This is a genomic window from Bradyrhizobium sp. 2TAF24, from assembly GCF_052115025.1.
Lineage (GTDB): Bacteria > Pseudomonadota > Alphaproteobacteria > Rhizobiales > Xanthobacteraceae > Bradyrhizobium_A.
The window spans coordinates 1-21,742 of the sequence record NZ_JBFRFW010000013.1 but is presented as its reverse complement, the minus strand read 5'-3'; the positions used below and the strand labels follow the sequence as shown (position 1 = coordinate 21,742).

Annotated in this window: 22 protein-coding genes; 10 read left to right on the top strand and 12 right to left on the bottom strand. The window is 66.0% G+C overall.

Features of this window, described 5'->3' with window-relative positions:
- Positions 1-50: 50 nt before the first annotated feature.
- From flgF to AB4Z37_RS20000, 5 genes are all read left to right on the top strand, one after another.
- On the top strand, positions 51-815 hold the full coding sequence (gene flgF / locus AB4Z37_RS20020; RefSeq protein ID WP_441518502.1) for a flagellar basal-body rod protein FlgF: 765 nt from the start codon (positions 51-53) through the stop codon (positions 813-815).
- Positions 816-827: 12 nt separating this feature from the next.
- Positions 828-1,616: a flagellar basal-body rod protein FlgG gene (gene flgG, locus AB4Z37_RS20015; protein ID WP_441518501.1), complete on the top strand. Its 789-nt coding sequence runs from the start codon at positions 828-830 to the stop codon at positions 1,614-1,616.
- A gap of 15 nt (positions 1,617-1,631) precedes the next feature.
- A complete protein-coding gene (gene flgA, locus AB4Z37_RS20010; RefSeq protein ID WP_441518500.1) occupies positions 1,632-2,693 on the top strand; it encodes a flagellar basal body P-ring formation chaperone FlgA in 1,062 nt (353 codons plus the stop codon).
- A gap of 5 nt (positions 2,694-2,698) precedes the next feature.
- Positions 2,699-3,454, top strand: coding sequence for a flagellar basal body L-ring protein FlgH (gene flgH / locus AB4Z37_RS20005; protein ID WP_441518499.1), 756 nt, complete (start codon positions 2,699-2,701; stop codon positions 3,452-3,454).
- Positions 3,455-3,685: 231 nt separating this feature from the next.
- Positions 3,686-4,843 (top strand): acyltransferase family protein, encoded by a 1,158-nt coding sequence (locus AB4Z37_RS20000; RefSeq protein ID WP_441518498.1) that lies wholly within the window; start codon positions 3,686-3,688, stop codon positions 4,841-4,843.
- A gap of 130 nt (positions 4,844-4,973) precedes the next feature.
- On the opposite strand, the gene dksA is transcribed toward AB4Z37_RS20000, so the two are convergent.
- Together dksA and AB4Z37_RS19990 are read right to left on the bottom strand one after the other, a co-directional pair.
- Positions 4,974-5,339, bottom strand: coding sequence for an RNA polymerase-binding protein DksA (gene dksA, locus AB4Z37_RS19995; protein WP_441518497.1), 366 nt, complete (start codon positions 5,337-5,339; stop codon positions 4,974-4,976).
- Positions 5,340-5,536: 197 nt separating this feature from the next.
- The gene (locus AB4Z37_RS19990) at positions 5,537-6,148 is read right to left on the bottom strand and encodes an NAD(P)-dependent oxidoreductase (RefSeq protein WP_441518496.1); all 612 of its coding nucleotides are present in this window, start codon (positions 6,146-6,148) and stop codon (positions 5,537-5,539) included.
- A 155-nt stretch (positions 6,149-6,303) separates the two neighbouring features.
- On the opposite strand from AB4Z37_RS19990, the gene AB4Z37_RS19985 reads away from it, so the two are divergent.
- A complete protein-coding gene (locus AB4Z37_RS19985; protein WP_441518813.1) occupies positions 6,304-6,687 on the top strand; it encodes a winged helix-turn-helix transcriptional regulator in 384 nt (127 codons plus the stop codon).
- A gap of 57 nt (positions 6,688-6,744) precedes the next feature.
- Here AB4Z37_RS19985 and AB4Z37_RS19980 read toward each other — a convergent pair whose 3' ends face one another.
- On the bottom strand, positions 6,745-7,158 hold the full coding sequence (locus tag AB4Z37_RS19980) for a flagellar assembly protein FliX (RefSeq protein ID WP_441518495.1): 414 nt from the start codon (positions 7,156-7,158) through the stop codon (positions 6,745-6,747).
- Between the two features lie 330 nt (positions 7,159-7,488).
- Here AB4Z37_RS19980 and AB4Z37_RS19975 point away from each other — a divergent pair, with 330 nt between their 5' ends.
- The 4 genes from AB4Z37_RS19975 to AB4Z37_RS19960 all read left to right on the top strand — a co-directional run bounded on the left by AB4Z37_RS19975 (position 7,489) and on the right by AB4Z37_RS19960 (position 10,071).
- On the top strand, positions 7,489-8,601 hold the full coding sequence (locus AB4Z37_RS19975) for a flagellar basal body P-ring protein FlgI (protein ID WP_441518494.1): 1,113 nt from the start codon (positions 7,489-7,491) through the stop codon (positions 8,599-8,601).
- The gene (gene flgJ, locus AB4Z37_RS19970) at positions 8,601-8,927 is read left to right on the top strand and encodes a flagellar assembly peptidoglycan hydrolase FlgJ (RefSeq protein ID WP_441518493.1); all 327 of its coding nucleotides are present in this window, start codon (positions 8,601-8,603) and stop codon (positions 8,925-8,927) included. The genes AB4Z37_RS19975 and flgJ overlap by 1 nt, the downstream gene beginning before the upstream one ends.
- A 3-nt stretch (positions 8,928-8,930) precedes the next feature.
- Complete coding sequence (locus AB4Z37_RS19965; protein ID WP_441518492.1) at positions 8,931-9,416, top strand: hypothetical protein; 486 nt, start codon at positions 8,931-8,933, stop codon at positions 9,414-9,416.
- Positions 9,417-9,708: 292 nt separating this feature from the next.
- Positions 9,709-10,071 (top strand): hypothetical protein, encoded by a 363-nt coding sequence (locus AB4Z37_RS19960; RefSeq protein ID WP_441518491.1) that lies wholly within the window; start codon positions 9,709-9,711, stop codon positions 10,069-10,071.
- A gap of 22 nt (positions 10,072-10,093) precedes the next feature.
- Here AB4Z37_RS19960 and AB4Z37_RS19955 read toward each other — a convergent pair whose 3' ends face one another.
- The 9 genes from AB4Z37_RS19955 to msrB form a co-directional block, all read right to left on the bottom strand.
- Complete coding sequence (locus AB4Z37_RS19955; protein WP_441518490.1) at positions 10,094-10,450, bottom strand: hypothetical protein; 357 nt, start codon at positions 10,448-10,450, stop codon at positions 10,094-10,096.
- A 49-nt stretch (positions 10,451-10,499) separates the two neighbouring features.
- Positions 10,500-10,868 (bottom strand): flagellar biosynthesis regulator FlaF, encoded by a 369-nt coding sequence (flaF, locus tag AB4Z37_RS19950; RefSeq protein WP_441518489.1) that lies wholly within the window; start codon positions 10,866-10,868, stop codon positions 10,500-10,502.
- Between the two features lie 3 nt (positions 10,869-10,871).
- Positions 10,872-11,249, bottom strand: coding sequence for a flagellar biosynthesis repressor FlbT (gene flbT / locus AB4Z37_RS19945; RefSeq protein ID WP_441518812.1), 378 nt, complete (start codon positions 11,247-11,249; stop codon positions 10,872-10,874).
- A gap of 214 nt (positions 11,250-11,463) precedes the next feature.
- Positions 11,464-13,032, bottom strand: coding sequence for a flagellin N-terminal helical domain-containing protein (locus AB4Z37_RS19940; protein ID WP_441518488.1), 1,569 nt, complete (start codon positions 13,030-13,032; stop codon positions 11,464-11,466).
- Positions 13,033-13,238: 206 nt separating this feature from the next.
- A complete protein-coding gene (locus tag AB4Z37_RS19935; protein ID WP_441518487.1) occupies positions 13,239-14,822 on the bottom strand; it encodes a flagellin N-terminal helical domain-containing protein in 1,584 nt (527 codons plus the stop codon).
- Positions 14,823-15,352: 530 nt separating this feature from the next.
- Positions 15,353-16,849, bottom strand: a complete 1,497-nt coding sequence (locus AB4Z37_RS19930; RefSeq protein ID WP_441518486.1) for a flagellin N-terminal helical domain-containing protein — start codon at positions 16,847-16,849, stop codon at positions 15,353-15,355.
- A gap of 7 nt (positions 16,850-16,856) precedes the next feature.
- Positions 16,857-18,719: a flagellar hook-associated protein FlgK gene (flgK, locus tag AB4Z37_RS19925; RefSeq protein WP_441518485.1), complete on the bottom strand. Its 1,863-nt coding sequence runs from the start codon at positions 18,717-18,719 to the stop codon at positions 16,857-16,859.
- A gap of 93 nt (positions 18,720-18,812) precedes the next feature.
- Complete coding sequence (locus tag AB4Z37_RS19920) at positions 18,813-20,615, bottom strand: flagellar hook-basal body complex protein (RefSeq protein WP_441518484.1); 1,803 nt, start codon at positions 20,613-20,615, stop codon at positions 18,813-18,815.
- A 364-nt stretch (positions 20,616-20,979) separates the two neighbouring features.
- A complete protein-coding gene (msrB, locus tag AB4Z37_RS19915; RefSeq protein ID WP_441518483.1) occupies positions 20,980-21,474 on the bottom strand; it encodes a peptide-methionine (R)-S-oxide reductase MsrB in 495 nt (164 codons plus the stop codon).
- Positions 21,475-21,742 lie beyond the last annotated feature (268 nt).

The following is a 21,742-nucleotide window of genomic DNA, read 5'->3' as shown; positions in this document are numbered from 1 at the left end:
GATACGGCCTTGGGAGGGTCGGCGGCGTTCCATCAAGGGGAGAACCACCGATGGAGAATACCCTCCTCATCGGATTGTCACGTCAGATGACGCTCGAGCGTCAGATCGACGTGATATCGAACAACGTCGCGAATATGGGCACCACCGGCTTCAAGGCCGACAATTCGCGATTCCAGGAATACCTGATGCCGGTCGCCCGCGCCGACAACTTCGTCGGCCGCGACCGCCAGCTGAGCTATGTCCAGGATACCGGCGCCTGGCGCGACTATTCGGGCGGCGCGAACGAGCGCACCGACAACCCGCTCAATGTCGCCATCGACGGCAACGGCTTCCTCGCGGTCCAGACCACCGCCGGCGAGCGCTACACCCGCAACGGCGAACTGCAGATCAACTCGCAGGGGCAGCTCGTCACCGGCGACGGCAATCTCGTGCTCGGCACCAGCGGACCGATCACGTTCCAGCCGACCGACCACGACATCGTCATCTCCGATACCGGCACCATCACCGTGGTCGAGGGCAACAACACCAAGACCGATTCGATTCGCGGCAAGCTGCGCCTCGTCAACTTCGCCCAGATGGACAAGCTGCAGAAGGAAGGCACCAACCTCTACTCCGCCGGCAGCGCCCCCGCCCAGCCCGATCCCACGTCGCGGATTCGCCAGGGCTACCTGGAGCACTCGAACGTCAATGCGGTGCGCGAGATGAGCCGGCTGGTCGAGGTGACACGCACCTACCAGCAGATCTCCGCGATCCTGCAGCAGCAGGGCGACCTGCGCAAAAGCTCACTCGACAAGCTCGCCGACGTTCCGGCCTGAGGATACTGACCCATGCGCGCTCTCTTCACCGCCGCGACCGGAATGGCTGCCCAGGAACTCAGCGTCCAGGTCATCTCCAACAACATCGCCAACATGAACACCACCGCCTACAAGAAGCAGCGGGCGGCGTTCCAGGACCTGATGTACGAGCATGTCCGCCGCATCGGCGCCCAGGCCTCGGAGCAGGGCACCATCCTGCCGGTGGGCGTCGATATCGGCGGCGGCGTCAAGATCGTCGGCACACCCCGCTCGATGGGCCAGGGCACCTCGCTGCCGACCGGCAACGACCTCGACGTCGCGATCAGCGGCGAAGGCTTCTTCAAGATCCAGATGCCGGACGGCACCTTCACCTATACCCGTGACGGCACCTTCCAGCAGGATCAGACCGGCCGCATCGTCAATGCCCAGGGCAACCCGGTGCAGCCGACCATCACCATCCCGCAGAACTCGACCGGCATCACCATCAACACGCAGGGTCAGGTCTCGGTGACCCCGGCCGGCACCACGACATCGACGGTGATCGGCCAGATCGGCATCACCCGCTTCATCAACAAGGAAGGCCTGCTGCCGATCGGCAACAACAGCTACACCGACACGCCGGCCTCGGGCCAGCCGCAGGACGGCACCGCCGGCAACGACGGCGCCGGCACCATGCAGCAGGGCCGCCTCGAGCAGGCCAATGTCGACGTGGTGACCGAAGTCTCCAGCCTGATCTCGGCGCAGCGCGCCTACGAGATGAACGCCAAGGTGGTGAGCGCGGCCGACCAGATGCTGCAGTCCACCACCGGCATGTTCCGCTAAGCGATGAGGCCGTCGATGACCCTGCGCGTCCTTCTCCTCAGTCTCACCCTGCTCGGCCCGGGCACCACGGTGCTGGCCCAGTCGCAAACCGGCGCCGCAACCAGCGCGGAGGCGCTGCTCGATGCGATCGCGCAGCCCGCCGCGCCGGATCGCATCGCCACCCCGGTGCTGCGAGCCAGCGTCTCGGTCACGAGCGACGTGGTGCGGATCGGCGATCTCGTCGACAATGCCGGCGCCGCGGCGCAGATCGCGGTCTACCGCGCGCCCGATCTCGGCACCACCGGGGCGCTGCCGACCGCGCAGGTGCTGACGACGCTGCGCAACTACCAGGTGATCGGCGTCGACACCGGCGACCTGCAGGAAATCGCGGTGACGCGCCTCGCGCGCTCGCTGACCAGCAAGGAAATCGAGAAGCAGGTCGGACGCGCGCTGGAGCGGCGCAACGGGCTCGGCAACGCCGCCGACCTCACCATCACCTTCGACCGCGACCTGCGCACGCTGCAGCTCGATCCCGCCAACACCGGCGAGATGCAGCCGATCGCCACCCGCTACGATGCCCGCAACGGCCGCTTCGACGTGCTGTTCGAGATCGCCAACGGCAACCCATCCTCGCCGACCCGCCTGCGGTTTACCGGCACCGCGGTCGAGACCGCCGACGCGGTGGTGGTGACGCGCAGCATCGATCGCGGCGAGACGGTGCGCGCCGCCGACGTGATCATCGAGCGCCGCGCCAAGGCCGAAGCCGGCAAGGACACCGTGCGCCGCGACCAGGTGGTCGGCATGCAGGCGCGCCGGCCGCTGCACAACGGTCAGGTGGTGCGCATGGCCGACCTCGCCAAGCCCGATCTCGTGCAGCGCGACCAGCCGGTGACGCTGATCTACCAGACTGACAGCCTCTACCTGACGATGCGCGCCAAGGCGGTCGACAGCGGCAGCGAAGGCGATTCCGTCTCGGTGATGAACCCGCAGTCCAAACGCATCGTCCAGGGGGTGGTGACCGGCCCAGGCCAGGTCACCATCGACGTCCCCACCCCGCGCCCGATCACCACTGCCGCAGCCGCCGCAAAAACCGAGTAACGTTCATGGTCAAGTCTCTGTTCAGTCGCGTCGTTCTTGCCTTCACCCTGGTCGGCCTCTCCGGCCTCGCCGGCGGCTGCTCGGCCGTCGATCGCCTGTCGATGATCGGCGAAAAGCCGCCGCTGTCGGCGATCGACAACCCGACCGCGAAAGCCGGCTACAAGCCGGTGCAGATGCCGATGCCGACACCACAGCCGGCGTCGTACAACCCCAATTCGCTGTGGCGCACCGGCTCGCGGGCGTTCTTCAAGGACCAGCGCGCCGCGCAGATCGGCGACATTCTGACGGTCGCCGTCAACATCAAGGACACCGCCAACATCGCCAACGAGACCCAGCGCAGCCGCAGCAACAAGGAAGACAGCGGCACCACCGCGTTCCTCGGCTCGCAGTGGCTGACCGGAACGGCCGCCAAGGCGCTTCCCGGCCGGACGCTGACCGCGGATTCGACCTCCACCAGCGACGGCAAGGGCTCGGTGGCGCGCCAGGAAGCACTGACCACCAATGTCGCCGCGGTGGTGACGCAGATCCTGCCGAACGGCAACCTCGTGGTCGAAGGCAAGCAGGAGATCCGCGTCAACTTCGAGGTGCGCGAACTGGTGGTCGCCGGCATCGTCCGCCCGGAGGATATCCAGAGCGACAACACCATCGACTCCAGCAAGATCGCCGAGGCCCGCATCGCCTATGGCGGCCGTGGCCAGATCACCGACGTGCAGCAGCCGCGCTACGGCCAGCAGGTTCTCGACGTGCTCCTGCCGTTCTGACCGGCAGCCCATCGCTTTCCCCGCCGCGCCGCTCTCTCCCGGCGCGGCGCGCTCCGAGCTCCCACACTTTGCGGCGAACCTAGGCGCAGCAAAGTGAACGACGCGGCCTCCGACATTCTCCCCTGTCGGAGGCCGTGGTCGTTTGTGCGGACGGCGCGACGCGGCGCGCGCCTTGCTGGCGGCTGTGGGCTCACGTAGATTCGATTCGCTGCTGACAATGGGGAGCTGGCGGTGCAGCGCATCGACTACCTGGACGGGCTGAGAGGCGTTGCCGCCGTCATCGTGGTCGTTCACCACGTCGCATGCCTGCTGTGTCCGGCGCTGTTCTTCGGGCTCGAGCCCGGGGTGAGCGCATCATGGCAAACGACGTTCGCCGCAAGCCCGCTGTCGATCGTGATCAACGGCCGCTCGGCGGTCTATGTCTTCTTCGCGCTGAGCGGCTTCGTCATCGCGGCATCGGCCGACCGCACCAGGCGAACGCTGCCGGGCAACGTCTGCGCGCGCGTCATTCGGCTCGGCCTGCCGGCGTCGGCATCGGTCATCCTCGCGGGCGGGCTTGCGCTCAGCGGATGGATGTTTCCCAGGGCGATGCTCGAATTGATGGGCAACCATTCGTGGCTCGCCGACCAGCACCCCGATCCCACGCTGGCGCGCTGGCTGCCGCAGATCTTCGGGGCATACGTCCTGACACGGAAATCCGAGTTCAACCCCGTGCTGTGGACGATGCAGATGGAGCTCGTCGGATCGGTCGCGATCTACGTGCTGTTCGCGCTGTTTCGCGAGGCCGCACTTCGGATCGTCGCATGCCTGACGATCGCCGTCCTCGTCATGGCGACCAGGACCGAACCCTTTCCGTATCTATGCTTTTGCGGCGGCGCTCTGCTCTATCTGCGCTGCGACAGGCTGACCGCGCTGCCGCCGGCCGCCGGCACGCTGCTGATCGCCGCCGGCCTGCTGTGCGCCGGCGCGCCCTATGCGCCGGTCATGCCCGGCGGCTTCTACGCGCTGCCGGCCGGCCTGCTCGCCCCGCTCGGGCTGCACGTGACGTCGTCGTGGACGCTCGGGTCGGTCCTGCTGGTCGGCGGACTGATCGCAAGTCCGGCCGCGCAGCAGCTTCTGAGCACCGAGCTGCCGCGGTTTCTCGGCCGCATCAGCTTCAGCCTCTATCTCGTTCACTTTCCCTTGCTGGGCATCCTGCTGGTGCAGCTCTATCTGCAGCTCGGCCAGGGATCGACGGCAGCGACATTCGCCTGCATCGCGCTTTATCTTGCCGCGGCCATCATCGCGGCGGTCGCCTTCAACGCGATCGTCGATGAACCCGCGCAGCGCCTGTCGCGGATCGTCGGCGCGGCCATGCCCGGCCTCAGGCTTCGCTCGGCAGGCGCATAAGGCGGAGCAGCTCCGCTACACCAGCGGCATCAGCAACAAGGACGCCGCACGATCGGTTCCACAAACAAAAACGCGGCAAGGCATGGCTGCCTGCCGCGAGGAAAAAAGTCGGCTCTGTCGGCCGCGACGGTTATTCGTCGCGATAGACCTTTTCGCGTTTCTCGTGGCGCTCCTGCGCTTCGATCGAGAGCGTCGCGATCGGGCGAGCCTCGAGTCGCTTCAGCGAAATCGGCTCGCCGGTCTCCTCGCAGTAGCCGTAGGAACCGTCCTCGATCCGAGCCAGCGCGGCATCGATCTTGGAGATCAGCTTGCGCTGGCGGTCGCGGGCCCGCAGCTCGATAGCACGATCGGTCTCCGAGGAAGCACGATCGGTCAGATCCGGATGGTTGACGTTCTCGTCCTGCAGTTGCTGCAGCGTGGTCTTTGCTTCCTTTAAGATATCCTCCTTCCATGCGAGCAGCTTGGCGCGGAAGTATTCGCGCTGGCGCTCGTTCATGAAAGGCTCCTTCTCCGAGGGCTTGTAATTTTTCACTTTGTCCAACACCGATTACCTAATCCGTGCAAGGCCCCCGGAAAACCCGGTGGGCGGGCAGCTTATATAGCGGCGCGGTGTGACAGACAATATCGCCCCAAGGGGGTTATCCCCTTGAGGCTGCTGCTAGACCCGGAACTGGCGGGGATCGGACGGCGGCGTCAGTAGCCGACCGTGAAGCGGCGGCGCTCGTGGGCCGGCTTCTCGATCTCGTCAGCCAGCGCAACCGCGTAATCCTCGAACGAAATCCAGCTTTTGCCGCTGGCGTCGGCCAGCAGCTGGTCGGTGCCGAGGCGGAATTGGCCGGTCCGCTCGCCGGCCACGAACAGGGCCGAAGGGGAGATAAAGGTCCAGTTCAGCTCCTTTTCCTGGCGCAGCAGGTCCAGAAAGTCCCCGCCCCGGGTCGCCTCGGCCTTGTAGGCGTCCGGGAATCCCGGCGTGGTGACGAGTCGGACGCCGGGGGCGACCTCGAGGCTGCCGGCGCCGCCGACCACGATGTAGCGGCTGACCTTCGACGCCTTGGCGGCGGCGATCAGCTTGTGCAGGTCGCTGGCGGTGAAATGCACCGCGCTGATGGCGACGTCGTGCCCGGCCAGCAGCGCCGTGAGCCCGTCCTGGTCGAACACGTCCCCCTTCCGGGCGGTCAGGTTGGCCGCGGCCGGCAGCTTTTCGGGGTTGCGGACAATGGCGGTGACCTGGTGTCCGCGGCGCAGCAGTTCCGCGGTGATGCGGGAACCGGCCTGGCCGGTGGCGCCGACGACAGCGATTTTCATGGAAGCGATCCTTTTGCTCGGAGGGTACTGGGGTTTGCAGCCACCGATTCCGCTGTTGGCCGGGAAATCGGTTTCTGATAGTGACCAGATAGCCAATGGAGCGTTACTGGAAAAGAACGCACTTTCTTCGCACCAGATTACGCAGGGGTAACCCGATGAATGACGGAAATGTCTATGCCGCCGCATGCCCGACCCGCCAGATCCTGGACCGGGTCGGCGACAAATGGGCGGTGCTGTTGCTCGGCCTGCTGATGGAGGGGCCGCGACGCTTCAACGAGCTGCGCCGGGCCATCGGCGGCATCTCGCAGAAAATGCTGTCGCAGACGCTCAAGAGCCTGGAGCGGGACGGCCTGGTGCACCGCCGCGCCATCGCCACGGTGCCGGTGACCGTGGAATACACGGTGACGCCGCTCGGCGCGACGCTGGCTGACGCGGTCGATCCGCTGCGTCACTGGGCCGAGAACAACCTGCAGGAGGTCCAGGCGGCGCAGCGGCGCTACGATTCGCAGCTGAAAAGCGTGAGCCCAAGTCCGGTCTGACGGACTCAAATCCGGCCGCTGCGGAGCCGCTGCCCCGGCGGCCCACCTGGCCTTTGCTCAGGTGGTCTGGCCGGCCTTGGCGAGCTCGACCTCGACCCGCAGCTCGATCTCCGCCAGCACGGCGTCGAGGCCGGGATCGCCGGAACCGTCCTTGAGGTCGGCGGCGGCGGTGCGCAGCCGGTTGACGGTGGAGGCGTCGAGCGCCCCTGACAGCAACGACATCTTCAGGTCGTCGAGCACGTCGAGCGCGACGCGGCCGCGCTTGACCGACCGGCGACGCCGCTCGGTCGGGTCTTCCACGCCCTGCAGCGCCAGCAGCGCATCGATGCCGCCGACCGTCTTCGGCGCGCTGGCCGCCCGTGTCTCGGTGGTTTCGGTGGTCTCCGGCAAGGAGAAGCCGGTCGAACTGGTCTTGCGGGCGTTCGACGCCGGGGTTCCGAAGGTGGTCGCGCTGGGTCCGTAGATTCGCATCGTGCTGTCTCGCCGGCTGCTGCCCTCGGCGTCCCTTCCCCCTCTGGAACCGTGATGCGCATGGTGGCATCGCCGCCTTAAGGGGATCCTGCCGGAAAACCTCGCCTTTTATGGTTAACGAAACGTAAACGACCCGGCAAAAACTGCCGGCGGCGGCAGTTTCGCCACGCCCCACGCCCCCGAATGCCCGCCCAGCCCCTGAATTTCGATCGTGGAATCAACGCTCTAAGCCGAGCGCGGCGCTGGCATGGTTTTCGCTACCAAGATGGTGGTCCAAGCGTCATGGGAGTGGCGCGAAAGGCCGAGGACGACCTCAGCGGGGAGCAGAGGATGACATGGAGTTTGCGGGTGGCCGGCGCGATGATTCTCGCCTGGCTGCTCATCGGTGCAGGGCCGGCCGGCGCGACATCGCGGATCAAGGATCTCGCGAACATCGAAGGCGTGCGCCAGAACCAGCTCATTGGTTACGGCCTCGTGGTCGGCCTCAACGGCACCGGCGACACGCTGAACAACATCCCCTTCACCAAGCAGTCGCTGCAGGCGATGCTGGAACGCATGGGCGTCAACATCCGCGGCCAGACCATCCGCACCGGCAACGTCGCCGCCGTGATGGTGACCGCCAACCTGCCGCCGTTCTCCACGCAAGGCACCCGCATCGACGTCACCGTGTCGGCGCTCGGCGACGCCAAGAGCCTGCAGGGCGGCACGCTGCTGGTGACGCCGCTGCTCGGCGCCGACGGCAATGTCTACGCGGTCGGCCAGGGCTCGCTCGCCATCGGCGGCTTCCAGGCCGAAGGCGCCGCCGCCAGCATCACCCGCGGCGTGCCGACGGTCGGCCGCATCGCCAACGGCGCCATCATCGAGCGCGAGATCGAGTTCGCGCTCAACCGCATGCCGAACATCCGCCTCGCGCTGCGCAACGCCGACTTCACCACCGCCAAGCGCATCGCCGCGGCGGTCAACGACTTCCTCGGCACCAAGACCGCGCAGCCGGTCGATCCCTCGACCGTCGAGCTGTCGATCCCCTCCGAGTTCAAGGGCAACGCGGTCGCGCTGCTCACCGAGATCGAGCAGCTGCAGGTCGATCCCGACCTGCCCGCCAAGATCATCATCGACGAGCGCTCCGGCATCATCGTGATGGGCCGCGACGTGCGCGTCGCCACCGTCGCCGTGGCACAGGGCAACCTCACCGTGACGATCTCCGAGAGCCCGCAGGTCAGCCAGCCCAACCCGCTGTCGCGCGGCCGCACCGTGGTGACGCCCAACACCCGCGTCGGCGTCCAGGAGGAAGGCAAGAAGCTCGCGCTGGTGAAGGACGGCGTGTCGCTGCAGCAGCTGGTCGACGGCCTCAACGGCCTCGGCATCGGCCCGCGCGACCTCATCAGCATCCTGCAGGCGATCAAGGCCGCCGGCGCCATCCAGGCCGATATCGAGGTGATGTGATGACCGGCATTGCACGCGGCCACAGCAACACCGACCTCGCCTTCACCGAGGCGCTGAAGAAGGTCTCGCCGCAGGCGCAGGCCAAGGCCAAGAAGACGTCGCAGGACTTCGAGGCGGTGTTCCTCAACACGATGTTTTCGCAGATGACCTCGAGCGTCAAAGGCGAAGGCCCGTTCGGCGACTCGGTCGGCACCGGTCCCTGGCGCTCGATGCTGACGGACCAGTACGCGCGCTCGTTCGCCAAGGCGGGCGGCCTCGGCCTGTCCAACGACATCTATCGCTCGCTCATCATGAAACAGGCCGCCCTGAGCGGCTCCGGAGCCTGATCCATGCGCCACCCCGCCCCCACCCCTGCCGCTGCGGCACCGAGCGTCGCCACGCTGGCCGACGCGCGCAAGCTCGCCGACCGCCTGATGGAAGCGATGACGGGCCTGCTCGAGATCATCGAGACCGAGACCACGCTGGTGCGCTCCGGCAAGATCCGCGAAGCGATGGCGATGGAGCCGCACAAGACCGAGATGTCGCAGCGCTATCTCCTGACGCTCGGCCATCTCAAGGGCGCTCAGGAGTTCTTCACGAAGTCGGCGCCCGACCTGCTGCAGGCGCTGCACCGCCACCACGACACCTTCCGCGCCATGCTGCAGGTCAACCTCACCGTGCTCGCGACCGCGCACGCGGTGTCGGAGGGCATCATCCGCGGCGTCAACAGCGAGATCCAGAAAAAGAGCATGCCGCAGACCTACACCGCCGCCGGCCAGCGCGCCGCGCCGCACGCGCGCCACGCCGCCCCGCTCGCGGTCAGCCGCACGCTGTAACTGATCGCGCGGACAATTGTCAGTAGCGTCAACGATGCGTTACGGCAGGCGCTCGCATTTGACGATGATTTCGCCGGCGCGCAGGCAAGATAAATTTACACAGCGCGGCTAGTGTCCGCACGACACCACGCTTCGGGGACGAACACCAAGGCTCCATTCAATTTGAATCGAAATGCAGCGCGCATCTGCACGCGGCATTGATGCTGTTTTCTAACGCCTCGTTGAGACGGCCTTCGTATGGTTGTCATCGGGACGGGTTGGGATTTGATACCGGGGAAGCCAGGAGGCTGCCATGGTGACGGATTTCAACATCAAGCCGGTCGGGGCGCCGGTCGTAGCGCAGGTCGTCAGGCCGCAACCTGAGGCGGCGAAGAACGCTGTCGAGACCGACCTGCCGCCGCCGAAGAGCACGAACGCAACCGATGCGCCAGGCACGGCCCGCAACAATCCGCAGCCGGACACCAGCCATCTCACCAACCAGGTGCTGATCGATCGCGCCGCGGGCGAGATCGTCTACCGCGTGGTCGACAACCGCACCAGCCTCGTGGTGCGCCAGTATCCGGAGGAAACGCGGCTGCGCGCCCGCGCCTATCTGCGCGCCGAGGACGAAGCCAAGCGCAGCCACACACGGGTGAAGCTGGACCAGACGGCATGAGTTGCGGAGGCGCGCGAGGTGATCAGGTCTTGTCGGCGTAGGCGGTGTTGAGCGACGATGCCCCGGTGGCGGCGTTGGTCACCACCGTCTTGATCTGGGCGTGGCCGGCGCGCTTGAGCAGGAACTTGGTGTCGCCGATGCGGAACGAGCTGTCCTTGATCAGGACGTCCTGATACTTGATCGTCGCGCCCGACTGATACTTCACCTTGGCGCGATAGCCCTTGACGTCCGAGATCGCGAACGAGAACTGCTCGCCGGTCGAGTACTTGCCCTTCCACGACCCCTCATACATCGCCGGATCGACGTTGACATAGGAGCCGTGCGACGGCGTCTGCACGTTGGCGTAGCTGCTGCGGAGGATGCTGAGAACGTCAGCCATGGCATGTCCTGTCACGCCGGCGGTCCCTCCTGGACCTTCGGCGCGTCATTCAGGCACGGCCGTTGAGGCCGGCCGCGATATTGCGATTGATGTCGATCAACGCCTGGAACTGATCGAGCTGCGGAGCGAGCTGCAGCGCCGCCGACTGCGTCATCACGAACACGCCGATATTGGCGATCTCCTGACGCACATCGAGCGGCTGCGGATTCTCGTCGCGCAACGCGTCGCTGAGGAAGATCGACCAGAGCTTGCGGTTGAACACCAGGGCGTCCATCACGCTGGCATCGAACGGATCGGCGGCGGCGACCGCCGCCTGCAGCTTGTTCGCGGCCTTGAGGAGAGCTTGAGCTTCGATATCCCGGGGAGAGGCTGTGGTGTTCGCGACCCGCGCATACGCTTGAGCGCCATAGCTAGACATGCGTCACCTCAGCAACTCCTCTTCCCGCCTGATAAGTTTGCGGATTTCCTTTAGCGAACTGTAAAGAGCACCGCTTAAAATTAAATTACTCGCGTTTTCGATCACCGGCCGATAGCTCGGCACCGCTTCCAGCAGATCCCTGACGAAGCTCATGTAGAGCTCCTGGTATTTGGGGATGTCCTTCTCCAGGTACATCATCTGCACACAGAGATAGAGCCGCTTCGCCGGCGTGTTCGCGGTCTCCGCGGTGAAGATATCCTTCTCTCGCAGGATCGGCGCCTCACCTTCGATGAGAAACGTGGTGCGCGTTTCCGAATTGGTGATCACGCTCTCGCCGATGATGATCCGCTCGAACGGCTTCAACTCCACTTTCAGCGCCATTGCTGCCACCCTCTCAACGCACATGTCGCGCGCCTGGCCCGCGACATGTTTCCCGAATCGCCGTTGCGACGGCTCCGCGATCCGAGTGTAGAACTGCATCAAAATAAAGGCTTGATGCAAAACTGAGCAGACGCCCACTGCGGCGACAAGCCCGCGGGAAACGAAAACGGCGAGGCCTCGCCCCGCCGCTTCGCCGCCTGGCGTGGCGGGGAAACTAGCCGCTGCGCAGCAGCTGCAGCACGCTCTGCTGCGACTGGTTGGCGAGTGACAGCGCCGATACCGCGATCGACTGGCGGGTCGACAGCGCCTGGCTGTTGGCGGCCTCCTGATTGGTGTCGGCGATGGTCAGGTTGGTCGAGCCGGTCTGCAGCACGTTGATCAGGTTCTTGGAGAAATTCTGACGGATCTCCACGATCGACAGGTTGGAACCGAGCGCCGCCGCCTGGGTCCGCAGCGTGCTGCCGGCGTTGTTGAGCGCGGTCAGCACCTTGTTGGTGGCATTGTTGTCGATGAAGTCGGTGCCTTGCGTCAGCGCCGACAGTCCAAGGCCCGCCGGGTTGAAGTTGACGCCGGTGATGCTCAGCGTCGACTTGCCGGTCTCGTTGAACACCAGTTTCAGCGTGTCGCCGCCCAGCAGGTTGACGCCGTTGTAGGACGCGTCCGCCGCCGTCGTCGTGATCTGGTTGATGATGTTGTTGTACTGCGCGATCAGAGCGGAGCGCGTGCCCTGCACCGTGGGATCGGCGACAGGGGCCGGCGCAACGAGGCCGGCGAACGGCTGACCGCCGCCGGCCGCAGAACCGCCGATGGTGCCGATGGTCGACGATGCAGCATCGCTGGTGGTGGTGAGGGTGATCTTGCCAGCCGAATCGATGGAAGCCTGCAGGCTGTTGGCGGCAAGCGCAGCGTTGAGCCCGTTCAACGTCGAGACCTGGCCGACGCCGGTGCCGAAGGTGATGCTGGTCGAGGGGTTGCCCGGAACGGTCGGGGTGATGGTCAGCGTCTGGCCGGCCGGCAGCGTGGTGCCACGCACGGTGGTGCCGGCGACCAGGCCGAGATTGGTCAGCGTGCCAGCGTTGCCGCCGATGACGAGATCCTGCGCCGTGCCGGTGCTGAGGGTTAGCTTGGTGCCTCCCAGCGACGATGGCGTCGGCGGCACGGTCGAGCTGGCACCGGTGATGGTGTCGATGGCGTTGAGCAGGTCGCCGACGGTGGCGTTGGTGAGGTCAAGGGTGGCCCCGGTGGCCGTGATCTGATTGCCGCCCGAGTTCGCGAACGCGATCGTCTTGCCGTTAATCGTCAGGTTGTCGGTGGCGGTCAACGGCGTGGTCAGCGCGGTCAGCTTGGTCGTGGTCGCGGCGGCGCCCGGGATGGCGGCGCCGGTGACGGTGGCATTGACCGGATTGCCGAGCAGATTCTGCGCCGTCGCGCCGGCGATCGACCCGGCGGTCACCGTCGACTTCGGCGCGTAGCCGACCGCGGTCTGCAACGCCTGGTTGGCCACAGACTTGGCGCTGTCGATCAGCTTCTGCAGCGAGGTGATGCCGGTGTTGGCGGCCTGCAGGATCTGCACGCCGTTGCCGATGCCGTCCAGCAGGTTGTTGATGTCGCTGGCGCGGGCGTCGAGCGACGACGCCGTGAAATAGTTGGTCGGGTTGTCGAGGGCGCTGTTGACCTTCTTGCCGGTCGACAGGCGATTCTGGGTGGTGGCCAGGAGGTCGGCGGTCGACTGCAGCGACAGGAGGTTCTGGCGGACTGCTGCGGTGAGGACGATATCGGACATTGCTCTTCTGCCTTCCTGACGTAGGCCGGACTTCGCTGACGCCAGTTATGAACAGAAGCTTTTAAAATGTGGTTAACAGCCGCTTAACCGACATGGTTACCAAGTCGTTGATACGGCGTCCCCCTCCCCGATCGGGCGGTCCGGGCACAAAAAAAGGCGGGGCCCGGAGGCCCCGCCCGAAAGCGCTTGAAGAACGCCGCTGCGAATCAGCGCAGGAGCTGCAGAACGCTCTGCTGCGACTGGTTGGCGAGCGACAGCGCGGACACCGCGATCGACTGGCGGGTCGACAGCGCCTGGCTGTTGGCCGCTTCCTCGTTGGTGTCGGCGAGCGTCAGGTTGGACGAGCCGGTCTGCAGCACGTTGATCAGGCTCTTGGAGAAGTTCTGACGGATCTCGACGATCGACAGGTTCGAACCGAAGGCGGACGCCTGCGAACGCAGCGTGGTGCTGGCGTTGTTGAGGTTGCTCAGCACCTTGTTGGTCGCGGCGTTGTCGATGAAGTCGGTGCCCGAGGTCAGCGTCGACAGGCCAAGGCCGGTCGGGTTGAAGTTGACGCCGGTGATGCTCAGGGTCGACTTGCCGGTTTCGTTGAACACCAGCTTCAGGGTGTCACCACCCAGCAGGTTGACGCCGTTGAACGACGAATCCTGCGCGGTGGTGGTGATCTGATTGATGATGTTGTTGTACTGCGACACCAGGCTGGCGCGGGTCGCCTGGGCGGTCGGATCCGCCACCGGCGCCGACGGGGTCAGGCTGGAGAACGCCGTAGCCGAGCCGGAGAGCGCGCCGATCGTCGACGACGCGGCATCGTTGGTGGTGGTGATGGCGATGTTGCCCGAGGAGTCGACCGAAGCCTGCAGGTTGTTGCTGGCCAGCGTGGTGTTGAGCTGGTTCAGCGTCGAGATCTGGTTGGCGCCGGTGCCGAAGGTGATGTTGGTCGTCGCACCGCCAGCGGTCGGCTGGATGGTCAACGTCTTGCCGCCGAGCGCTGTGGTGCGCGCGGTGGTACCCGCGGACAGGCCGAGCGCCGTCAGCACGTTGTTGGTGCCGGCGATCGTCAGATCCGAGGTGGTGCCAGTGTTGAGCGTGATTTTGCCGGCGGTGATCGACGAGGCCGCGCCTCCGGTAATGCTGTCGATCGCCGACAGGACGTTACCGACCGTCAGCGTGCTGCCGGTACCGATGCCGAAGGTGTAGTTGTTGTTGCCGTCGTTGGTCTGGGTGGTCTGCGCCGTGGTGAAGGTGAGCGTCTTGCCGTTGATCGTCAGCACCGAACCGTTGGTGATCGCGGTGCCGAGGTCGTTGGAGCCCGTACCCGCGGTGCCGACCAGCTGGGTCGCGGTGGTGATCGCCGCAGCCGCGGTAGTATTGTCGTTGTTGACGGCCGTACCCGTGACCGCAACGCTGGAGAAATTGCCGAGCAGGTTGGACGCGGTGGCGCCGGCGACGTTCGCGGTGATCGTCGACTTGGTGGAGTAGCCGACCTGGGTCTGCAGCGCCTGGTTGGCGACCGACTTGGCGCTGTCCACCAGCTTCTGCAGCGAGGTGATGCCGGTGTTGGCGGCCTGCAGGATCTGCACGCCGTTGCCGATGCCGTCGAGCAGGTTGTTGATGTCGCTGGCGCGCGAATCGAGCGCCGATGCGGTGAAGTAGTTGGTCGGGTTGTCGAGCGCGGTGTTGACCTTCTTGCCGGTGGCAAGGCGGTTCTGGGTGGCCGACAGCAGATCGGCGGTCGACTGGAGCGAAAGCAGGTTCTGGCGAACTGATGCGGAGAGAGTGATACCGGACATAACAATACCTTTCTGGTGTTACGCAACGACCGGCCTTCCATGGCCGGCAGACTGGACCCTCGGGCCTAATCCTTAAAGAAAGGATGAATGGACCCGCTAAGACCGCTGTCTCGGCGATCTTCCGCGAATGTCCTAAAAAAAGGCTGAAGGTTTTGCCGCGACTTTGCGCCGAAAGCAGGCAAGCGCGGCGAGATCGATTTTAAGGAATCGTCAACGATTGACGGCTGTGCGCACGACTGAGACGCGCTGCGTCCTCGCATTTTGAGCGTCATCCCCGGGGCCGGCCCAACGGGTCCGCGCGAAGCGCGGCCCGATGACAGGCTCCGCGGCGCGCCCCGGTGATCCAGCTTTACGACCTCCCGTCGCGCAGCGAGCAAGCTGGATTGCCGGGTCTTCGCCCGGCAATGACGCAGTGGGTGTGGCCAGCGCTCAAAATCATCCGCTGAAAATACGGGAACGCAGCGCGTCCCAGACAACCGCCACAAGATGACGCAACGCTGCGTCTCACGCCCTGCCGCCAGCAGCCGCGATTACGCCGGCGGCAGATATTTCAGCAGGCTGGTCTGATACAGCATCGCGGTCGTCTGGTACGACGCGCTGAGCGAAGTCTGCAGCGACAGGATCTTGGTCGCCACCTCGTTGGCCGAGATGCCCTCGATCGAATCCAGCATGGTCTGCGCGGTGGACTTGGTCTGGGTCTGGCGATCGGACGCCGACTTCATCGCCGTCTGCGCGCCGGCGAGATCCGCCTCGATGTCCTGGATGGTCTGCTGTCCGGTCTGCACCGACAGGTTCTGCGCAATGCGCTGGTTCAGCGCGGTGACCTGCGCATTGGCATTGGGATCGCTGGTCGAGGTGGTCACTGCGGCGAACGCGGCGATGTTCTGCAGCTGCCAGGTGATCGCCTGCTCGTTGGCGCGCGCGCCATACTGCACGGTGATGGAATCGTCGACCCGCGCCGTCGCGGTGCCGCGGGCCGGATCGGTGCCGGTCTCCCCGGTGTACCACGACAGCGTGTTCGCCGCCGTGCCCGGCACCTGGGCGGTCGCGGTGTTGAACGGCGGGCCCGAGACGCGCGGCGGCGGCGCGCCGGTGAAGAACTCGCTCGACGCCTTCAGCGCCGACGCCGCGACCAGCGCGCCGTTCGCCAGCGTGCCGACCGACGTCGTCAACGCGGCCTTGAGATTGGCCGCGGTCGCGGTGGAGTTCGCGCCGATCGAGAACTGGCCGGCCTGCGGCGGCGTCGCCGTCGTCGCCGTCAGCTGGATGTTCTCCGAGGTGCCGTCGGGCAGCTTGAAGACGAAGGTGAAGCTGTCGCCGTTGCTTGGATTGGTCGCGCCGAGGTCGAGCGATTCAGTCGCCGGCGATCCGGCCGGCGCGGTGACGCTGACCGCCGCGTTCGAGGCCGCGACCGAGCTCAGCTTCAGCCCGAACGGGCCGGCGTCCTCGGTCAGCGAGATCGAGGTCGCCGTCGGCGCGCCGACGGTCATGCGGCCGGTGCCGCTGCCGAGGTCGGCCTGCTTGCGCTCCGCCATCAGCTGCTTCAACCCGGCCTGCGCGCCGACGCCGTTGAGGATATCGTTCATCGAGGCGGTGGCGGGCGTGTTGGTGGCGCGGCCGGAGAACAGGTAGCGGTCGCCGGACTGGACGTTGAGCAACTGCAGCATCTCGGCCATCGAGTTCTGCGCCGTGGTCTGGCTGGTGGTCTGGCCGTTGTTGTTGAGCTGGATGGTCGAGGTCGTGGCGGCGCCGCGCACCTCGGTGCCGATGCCGCTGAGGCGGGTCAGCGCCGCGTTCGCCACGCTGATGCGGGTGGTGACGTTGGTAATGGTGTCGGCATAGCTGTCGATGTTGGACACCTGCGCGCGCAGGCCGATGGCGAAGCCGCGGTTGACGCCCATGCCGGCATAGGTGGTGGCCCGCTTGCCCGTGGCGAGCTGGGTCTGCAGATCGTCGAGCTGGCTCTTCAGGTTGAGGAGCTGGCCGGAGAGATAGGCGGTGCGATACCCGACGTCGCTGACCGTCATGACAACCTCACATTACCTGAAGCAGGGAATCGAACATGCCCTTGACCGTGGACATCACGCGCGCGTTGGCCGAATAGGCGTTCTGCAGCTGCATCAGATGCGCCATCTCATTGTCGATGTTGACGCCGGACTGGGTGTTGAGCTTCTGCTGCAGCGTGCTCAGCACCACGTCCTGGCCGCTGGCGACCTGCTGGGCGGTGTCGGAGGCCTGGCCTTGCGCGCTCGCGACCTGCTGCGAGAAATTGAGCAGCGTCGCCTGGTACGGCGACGTCGATGTGCCGAAGCCGGTCTGCGGCGGATAGAACGTCGTGCCCTTGGTGAGCTGCTGGTAGATGAAATTCGGCCGCGTGGTGTCACCCGACGGCGTGGTCGCGGTGTACTGTACGAGCTTGGCGGGATCCGCCGTCAACTGGGTGTTGACGCGGATGCGCGCCGCGAGCCCCACGGACTGCTGTCCGGACGCGGTGATCGCCCCGGTGTAGAGGCCGGTGCCGTCGGTGAACAGCGGCACCTGGCCGCCGCCATTGAGCGGCGTCGACATCGTCGCCGTCACCGAGGCCGCGTTGACGGTGGCGCTGCCGGTGCCGTCGTCCAGCACGCGCAACGTCGAGCCCGCGGGGTTGGAGAACTGCAGGTGCTGGCCGCCGAAGATCGAATTGAGCTGGCTGACCACCGATCCCATGCCGCCGGAGAAGTCGATGCCCACCACCTTGGCGGTGGGATCGGACGTGCTGGCGCCGCTGAGCGGCAGCACCGACGGATCGTTGACCCGCACCAGCGACAGCTTGTGCTGCACATTGCTGGCGTCGGTATAGGTAAAATTGACGGTGTTGCCGTTCTGCAGGCTCGACAGGTCGAGGTCGAAGCCGTTCGAGCTGCCCGAGGTCGCCGCGGTGCCAGCCGTCGTCTTGTCGGACAGAAGGCTCGACATGCTGGCGGCGAACTGGTCGAGCTGGGTCTGCGCCTGCACCAGCGTGTTGTCACGCAGGTCGACATAGGCCGCGATCGTCCCGGAGCGGATCGAATTGGTCTGCATCAGGTCGAGCGAGCCGCCGCTCGGGAAATTGATCTTCAGGGAACCGAGCGTGCTCTTGGTCGGGTCGGCGTTCCACTGGGTGTTGGGCGTCACCGTGCCCTGCGGGTTGAACGACAGCGTCGCGGCCTGGGCGCCGACCAGTTGCACGCCGGACTGGGTGAACACCTGGACCTGGTTGGAGCCGGAGTTGATGACGCGGATGTCCATCAGCTGCGACAGCTGGCTGATGTACTGGTCGCGCTGATCCATCAGCGCCGCGGCCGAGGCGTCGTTGGTGGTACTGCTCTGCAGCTGCGAATTGATCGAGGCAATCTGCTGCATCGCCGCGTTGGCGCTGTTGACCGCGGTATTGATGCCCGACTCCGCCTGGCTGCGCAGCGACTGGATGCCTGACGACATGCTGTTGAGCTGCTGCGCCAGCGCCTGCGCCGCGTTGATCGCCCCCACCCGCGCCGACTGCGAGTCGGAGCTGGTGGACAGCGCCTGCACCGCGGTGGTGAGCTGGTTGAAGGCGGTCTCGAGCGTGCCGGTGCTGCCTGGCGTACCGTAGATCGACTGCAGGCCGCTCAGGATCCTGGCGCGCAGGTCGGCATAGGACGCCCCCGACTGCTCGGTGCGGATCTGCTGCTGCAGGAAGCTGTCGAGCTCGCGGTTGATGCCGGTGACGTCGACATTGGCGCCGATCGAGCCGGAAACCGTCTGGACCTGGTTGAGCGTCTTGCGGATGTAGCCGGGCGTGTCGATGTTGGCGACATTCGACGACACCAGCGACAACCCCTGCTGGTTGACGCGCAGGCCCGACATGGCGATCGACAGGGCTTGACTGAGACTCATGATGACCGGCTCACACTGGTTACGAACGGGACCGGGACACCCGATCCCCCACGACTGTCGTCATCGCGCCCATCCGCGAGCACCTACCCTGCCTCAGCGCAGGACGTTGAGCAGATCCTGCACCATGGTGTTGGAGGTGGTGATCACCTTGGTGTTCGCCGAATAGGCCTGCTGGGTCACGATCAGCTTGGTGAACTCGTCGGCGATGTCGGTATTGGAGCTCTCCAGCGACGACCCCTGGATGGTGCCGCCGCTGCCGAACAGCGCCTGCCCGGACTGGTCGGTAGCCTGGAACGCACCGCCGTCGATGCGCTTGAGGAAGTTGGTGCCATTGAAGGTCGCGACCGAGATCTGCGCGAGGTCGATGTTGCGGCCGTTGGAGTAGTTGCCGACCACGCGGCCGTTCTGGCCGATCGACACCGTCTGCAGCGAACCGGCCGGGAAGCCGTCCTGCTGGATCTGGTTGACCTTGACGTTGCCGTTGGCGTCGGCGAACTGGGTCAGGCCACCGGCGCCGAAATTGATCGCGACCTTGCCGAGCGGCACGCCGCCGACCGTCGGACTGTTCAGCGTGATGCCGGCCACTGTCGGGCTCATCTGGCCGTTGGGCGCGAACTGGAAATCGGTGTTGACGTTCTGCCAGGCGACGGTGCTGCCGGTGGCATTGGGGTTGACCTGGTAGAACAGGTTCCAGGTATCGGTATGACCGCTGCCGAGCGAGGCGCTGTCGACCTTGGCCCAGCGGAACTGCATGCTCACCGGCGAGCCGGAGATGTCGTAGGCGGTGACCGCACCGCCGCTGATCGATTCGTTGATGAAAGCCTGCAGGTCGGTGCCGAGCACCTTGCCGGTGCCCGCGGTGCCGCCGCCGGTGCGCAGCGCGGTCGCCGTGCCGGAGAAGCCGAGCGCGGAGAACGCGGTAGAGTTCGAGCTGGTGACGGACAGGTCGGAGGCGGTGCCGCTGTGCAGCGTGATCGCGCCGCCGCTGATGGTGGACGGCGTCGCCGTCCCGGTGATGGAATCGATCTTGGCGAGCAATGTACTGATATTGTCGGTGACGTTGAGCTGATTGCCGGCCGCGCCCGACGCGACGAAGGTGACCACCGTGCCGTTGACGGTGATGGTGTCGCCGGCCGCGAAATTTGTGCTGAGCGAATCGGTGCCGCTGGCGCCGGACAACGTGGTATTTCCGGTGATCGGGGCCGGCGTCGTCGCCTTGTTGTTCTTGGCGGTGCCCGTGGTGCTGGCATCGACGAACGGCGCCGCCGGGGTGCCGACGATGCGCGGGTTGCCGGCGGTGAAGTCCGCCGGGCGCAGCAGCTCCGAGCCCGGGATCGAGGCATCGTGCTTGGTGGTTAGCGGGTAGCTGGCGAGGTTGGCGCGGTAGTTCACCGTCGAGGTCGCGACCGCCGGCAGGAAGTCGTTGGCGAATTTCAGCACCTGCGGCACGCTGCCGGTCTGGTTGCCGGTGGTCGGATCGATCGGCACGCCCTCGACATAGTAGCCGGCGCCGTTGACGAGATAGCCGTTCTTGTCGAGCGTGAAGTCGCCGCGGCGGGTGTACATGTCGACGCCGGAGAACACCGGCTGGTTGTCGGTGAAGCTGCCGGGCTTCTGCACCACGAAGAAACCGTCGCCATTGATCGCCATGTAGGTCGCAACCGCCGCGCTCTGGACGTCGCCGCGCACGGTGTTGGTTTCACGCGACTGCGTGGTCACGCTGCCGGCGAGCTGGTTGTTGGCGCCGGTGCCCGGCACCAGGTCCATGAAGCTGGTGTCGATGCGCTTGAAGCCGGTGGTCTGGGAGTTGGCGATGTTGCCGGAGATGTTTTCCAGCGCATAGGACTGAGCGCGCAAGCCCGCGACGGAGGTGGTGAGAGCGCCGAAGATACCCATACATCGTCTCCAACTACCGGGGTGGCCAGCCGGTGTTTACAAGCCCTCGAACGGGGCACGGCCACAGGTCGAAGACGATGTCGCAATTCGCGTGCCAGACAGGAACACGCATATTTTTCAATGACTTGAAATGGAAATCCCAGCGCTCGCGCCGGGGACTCTTTGCCTAGAACGGCAAGATCTGCCGGGCCCGGGTGGCGTTTTTCGCCCTACCGGCCCGTTCCGCGCGATTCTCAGCACCTGACTTAAGGAGCAGCCACCGACCATGGTATTTGTCGTGGCCGGCCGGCCACGACAGAGAAAAGCGGCAAGCCCGGTGTTCTCACGATGGCCTTATGTGATGCATGGCCTTCGAGACAGCCTCTCACGACGCCGACGCGTTCGCCGGCTTGAAGGTCAGCGACAGCCCGTTCATGCAGTAGCGCAGGCCGGTCGGCTTGGGGCCGTCGTCGAACACATGGCCGAGATGGCCGCCGCAACGATGGCAGTGCACCTCGGTGCGCGTCATCATGAACGAGCGGTCTTCCGTGGTGCCGACCGCGTCGGGCAGCGGCTGGTAGAAGCTCGGCCAGCCGGTGCCGCTGTCGAACTTGGTCTCCGAGGCGAACAGCGGCAGGTCGCAGCCGGCGCAGGCGAAGGTGCCCTTGCGGTGCTCCTTGTTGAGCGGGCTGGAGTACGGCCGCTCGGTGCCGTGCTCGCGCAGGATGCCATACTGCGCCGGCGTCAGCTGGCGGCGCCACTCCTCCGGCGTCCTGGTGACCTCGAAAGTTTCCGCGGCACGGGCGTCGCCCGGGCGCAGCCAGCGCAGCGCGGCGAGCACGGACAGGCCGGCGGTCAGCACGAGACGGCGATCGATCATGGCAGGCTCCTTGTGTCGCGGCGGCTCCCGTCCGGCGGCTCCGCGCCGCCGACACCGCTTCCGCTGCAATCTACGGCCGAACCGGCCAAAAGTTACGCGGCCGGCGGCGATCGCGCTCACATTCCCGCGAGCGGTGCCTGCCCGCCCCGGCGTTACGGCGTGCTGATGTCGGTGATCGAGCGCCGCGCGCCCGGATCGGCCGCCGCCCCGCCGGCCGGATCCGCCGCCGCGGCCCGGCTCGCCGCCAGCCGGGCGGCCCGCGCCGCGC

Excerpts from the sequence above, each read along its gene's own strand:
- flgF (WP_441518502.1), top strand. The coding sequence starts at position 51 with ATGGAGAATACCCTCCTCATCGGATTGTCACGTCAGATGACGCTCGAG.
- flgG (WP_441518501.1), top strand. The coding sequence starts at position 828 with ATGCGCGCTCTCTTCACCGCCGCGACCGGAATGGCTGCCCAGGAACTC.
- flgA (WP_441518500.1), top strand. The coding sequence starts at position 1,632 with ATGACCCTGCGCGTCCTTCTCCTCAGTCTCACCCTGCTCGGCCCGGGC.
- flgH (WP_441518499.1), top strand. The coding sequence starts at position 2,699 with ATGGTCAAGTCTCTGTTCAGTCGCGTCGTTCTTGCCTTCACCCTGGTC.
- dksA (WP_441518497.1), bottom strand. The coding sequence starts at position 5,339 with ATGAACGAGCGCCAGCGCGAATACTTCCGCGCCAAGCTGCTCGCATGG.
- AB4Z37_RS19990 (WP_441518496.1), bottom strand. The coding sequence starts at position 6,148 with ATGAAAATCGCTGTCGTCGGCGCCACCGGCCAGGCCGGTTCCCGCATC.
- AB4Z37_RS19985 (WP_441518813.1), top strand. The coding sequence starts at position 6,304 with ATGAATGACGGAAATGTCTATGCCGCCGCATGCCCGACCCGCCAGATC.
- AB4Z37_RS19980 (WP_441518495.1), bottom strand. The coding sequence starts at position 7,158 with ATGCGAATCTACGGACCCAGCGCGACCACCTTCGGAACCCCGGCGTCG.
- AB4Z37_RS19975 (WP_441518494.1), top strand. The coding sequence starts at position 7,489 with ATGACATGGAGTTTGCGGGTGGCCGGCGCGATGATTCTCGCCTGGCTG.
- flgJ (WP_441518493.1), top strand. The coding sequence starts at position 8,601 with ATGACCGGCATTGCACGCGGCCACAGCAACACCGACCTCGCCTTCACC.
- AB4Z37_RS19965 (WP_441518492.1), top strand. The coding sequence starts at position 8,931 with ATGCGCCACCCCGCCCCCACCCCTGCCGCTGCGGCACCGAGCGTCGCC.
- AB4Z37_RS19960 (WP_441518491.1), top strand. The coding sequence starts at position 9,709 with ATGGTGACGGATTTCAACATCAAGCCGGTCGGGGCGCCGGTCGTAGCG.
- AB4Z37_RS19955 (WP_441518490.1), bottom strand. The coding sequence starts at position 10,450 with ATGGCTGACGTTCTCAGCATCCTCCGCAGCAGCTACGCCAACGTGCAG.
- flaF (WP_441518489.1), bottom strand. The coding sequence starts at position 10,868 with ATGTCTAGCTATGGCGCTCAAGCGTATGCGCGGGTCGCGAACACCACA.
- flbT (WP_441518812.1), bottom strand. The coding sequence starts at position 11,249 with ATGGCGCTGAAAGTGGAGTTGAAGCCGTTCGAGCGGATCATCATCGGC.
- AB4Z37_RS19940 (WP_441518488.1), bottom strand. The coding sequence starts at position 13,032 with ATGTCCGATATCGTCCTCACCGCAGCAGTCCGCCAGAACCTCCTGTCG.
- AB4Z37_RS19935 (WP_441518487.1), bottom strand. The coding sequence starts at position 14,822 with ATGTCCGGTATCACTCTCTCCGCATCAGTTCGCCAGAACCTGCTTTCG.
- AB4Z37_RS19930 (WP_441518486.1), bottom strand. The coding sequence starts at position 16,849 with ATGACGGTCAGCGACGTCGGGTATCGCACCGCCTATCTCTCCGGCCAG.
- flgK (WP_441518485.1), bottom strand. The coding sequence starts at position 18,719 with ATGAGTCTCAGTCAAGCCCTGTCGATCGCCATGTCGGGCCTGCGCGTC.
- AB4Z37_RS19920 (WP_441518484.1), bottom strand. The coding sequence starts at position 20,615 with ATGGGTATCTTCGGCGCTCTCACCACCTCCGTCGCGGGCTTGCGCGCT.
- msrB (WP_441518483.1), bottom strand. The coding sequence starts at position 21,474 with ATGATCGATCGCCGTCTCGTGCTGACCGCCGGCCTGTCCGTGCTCGCC.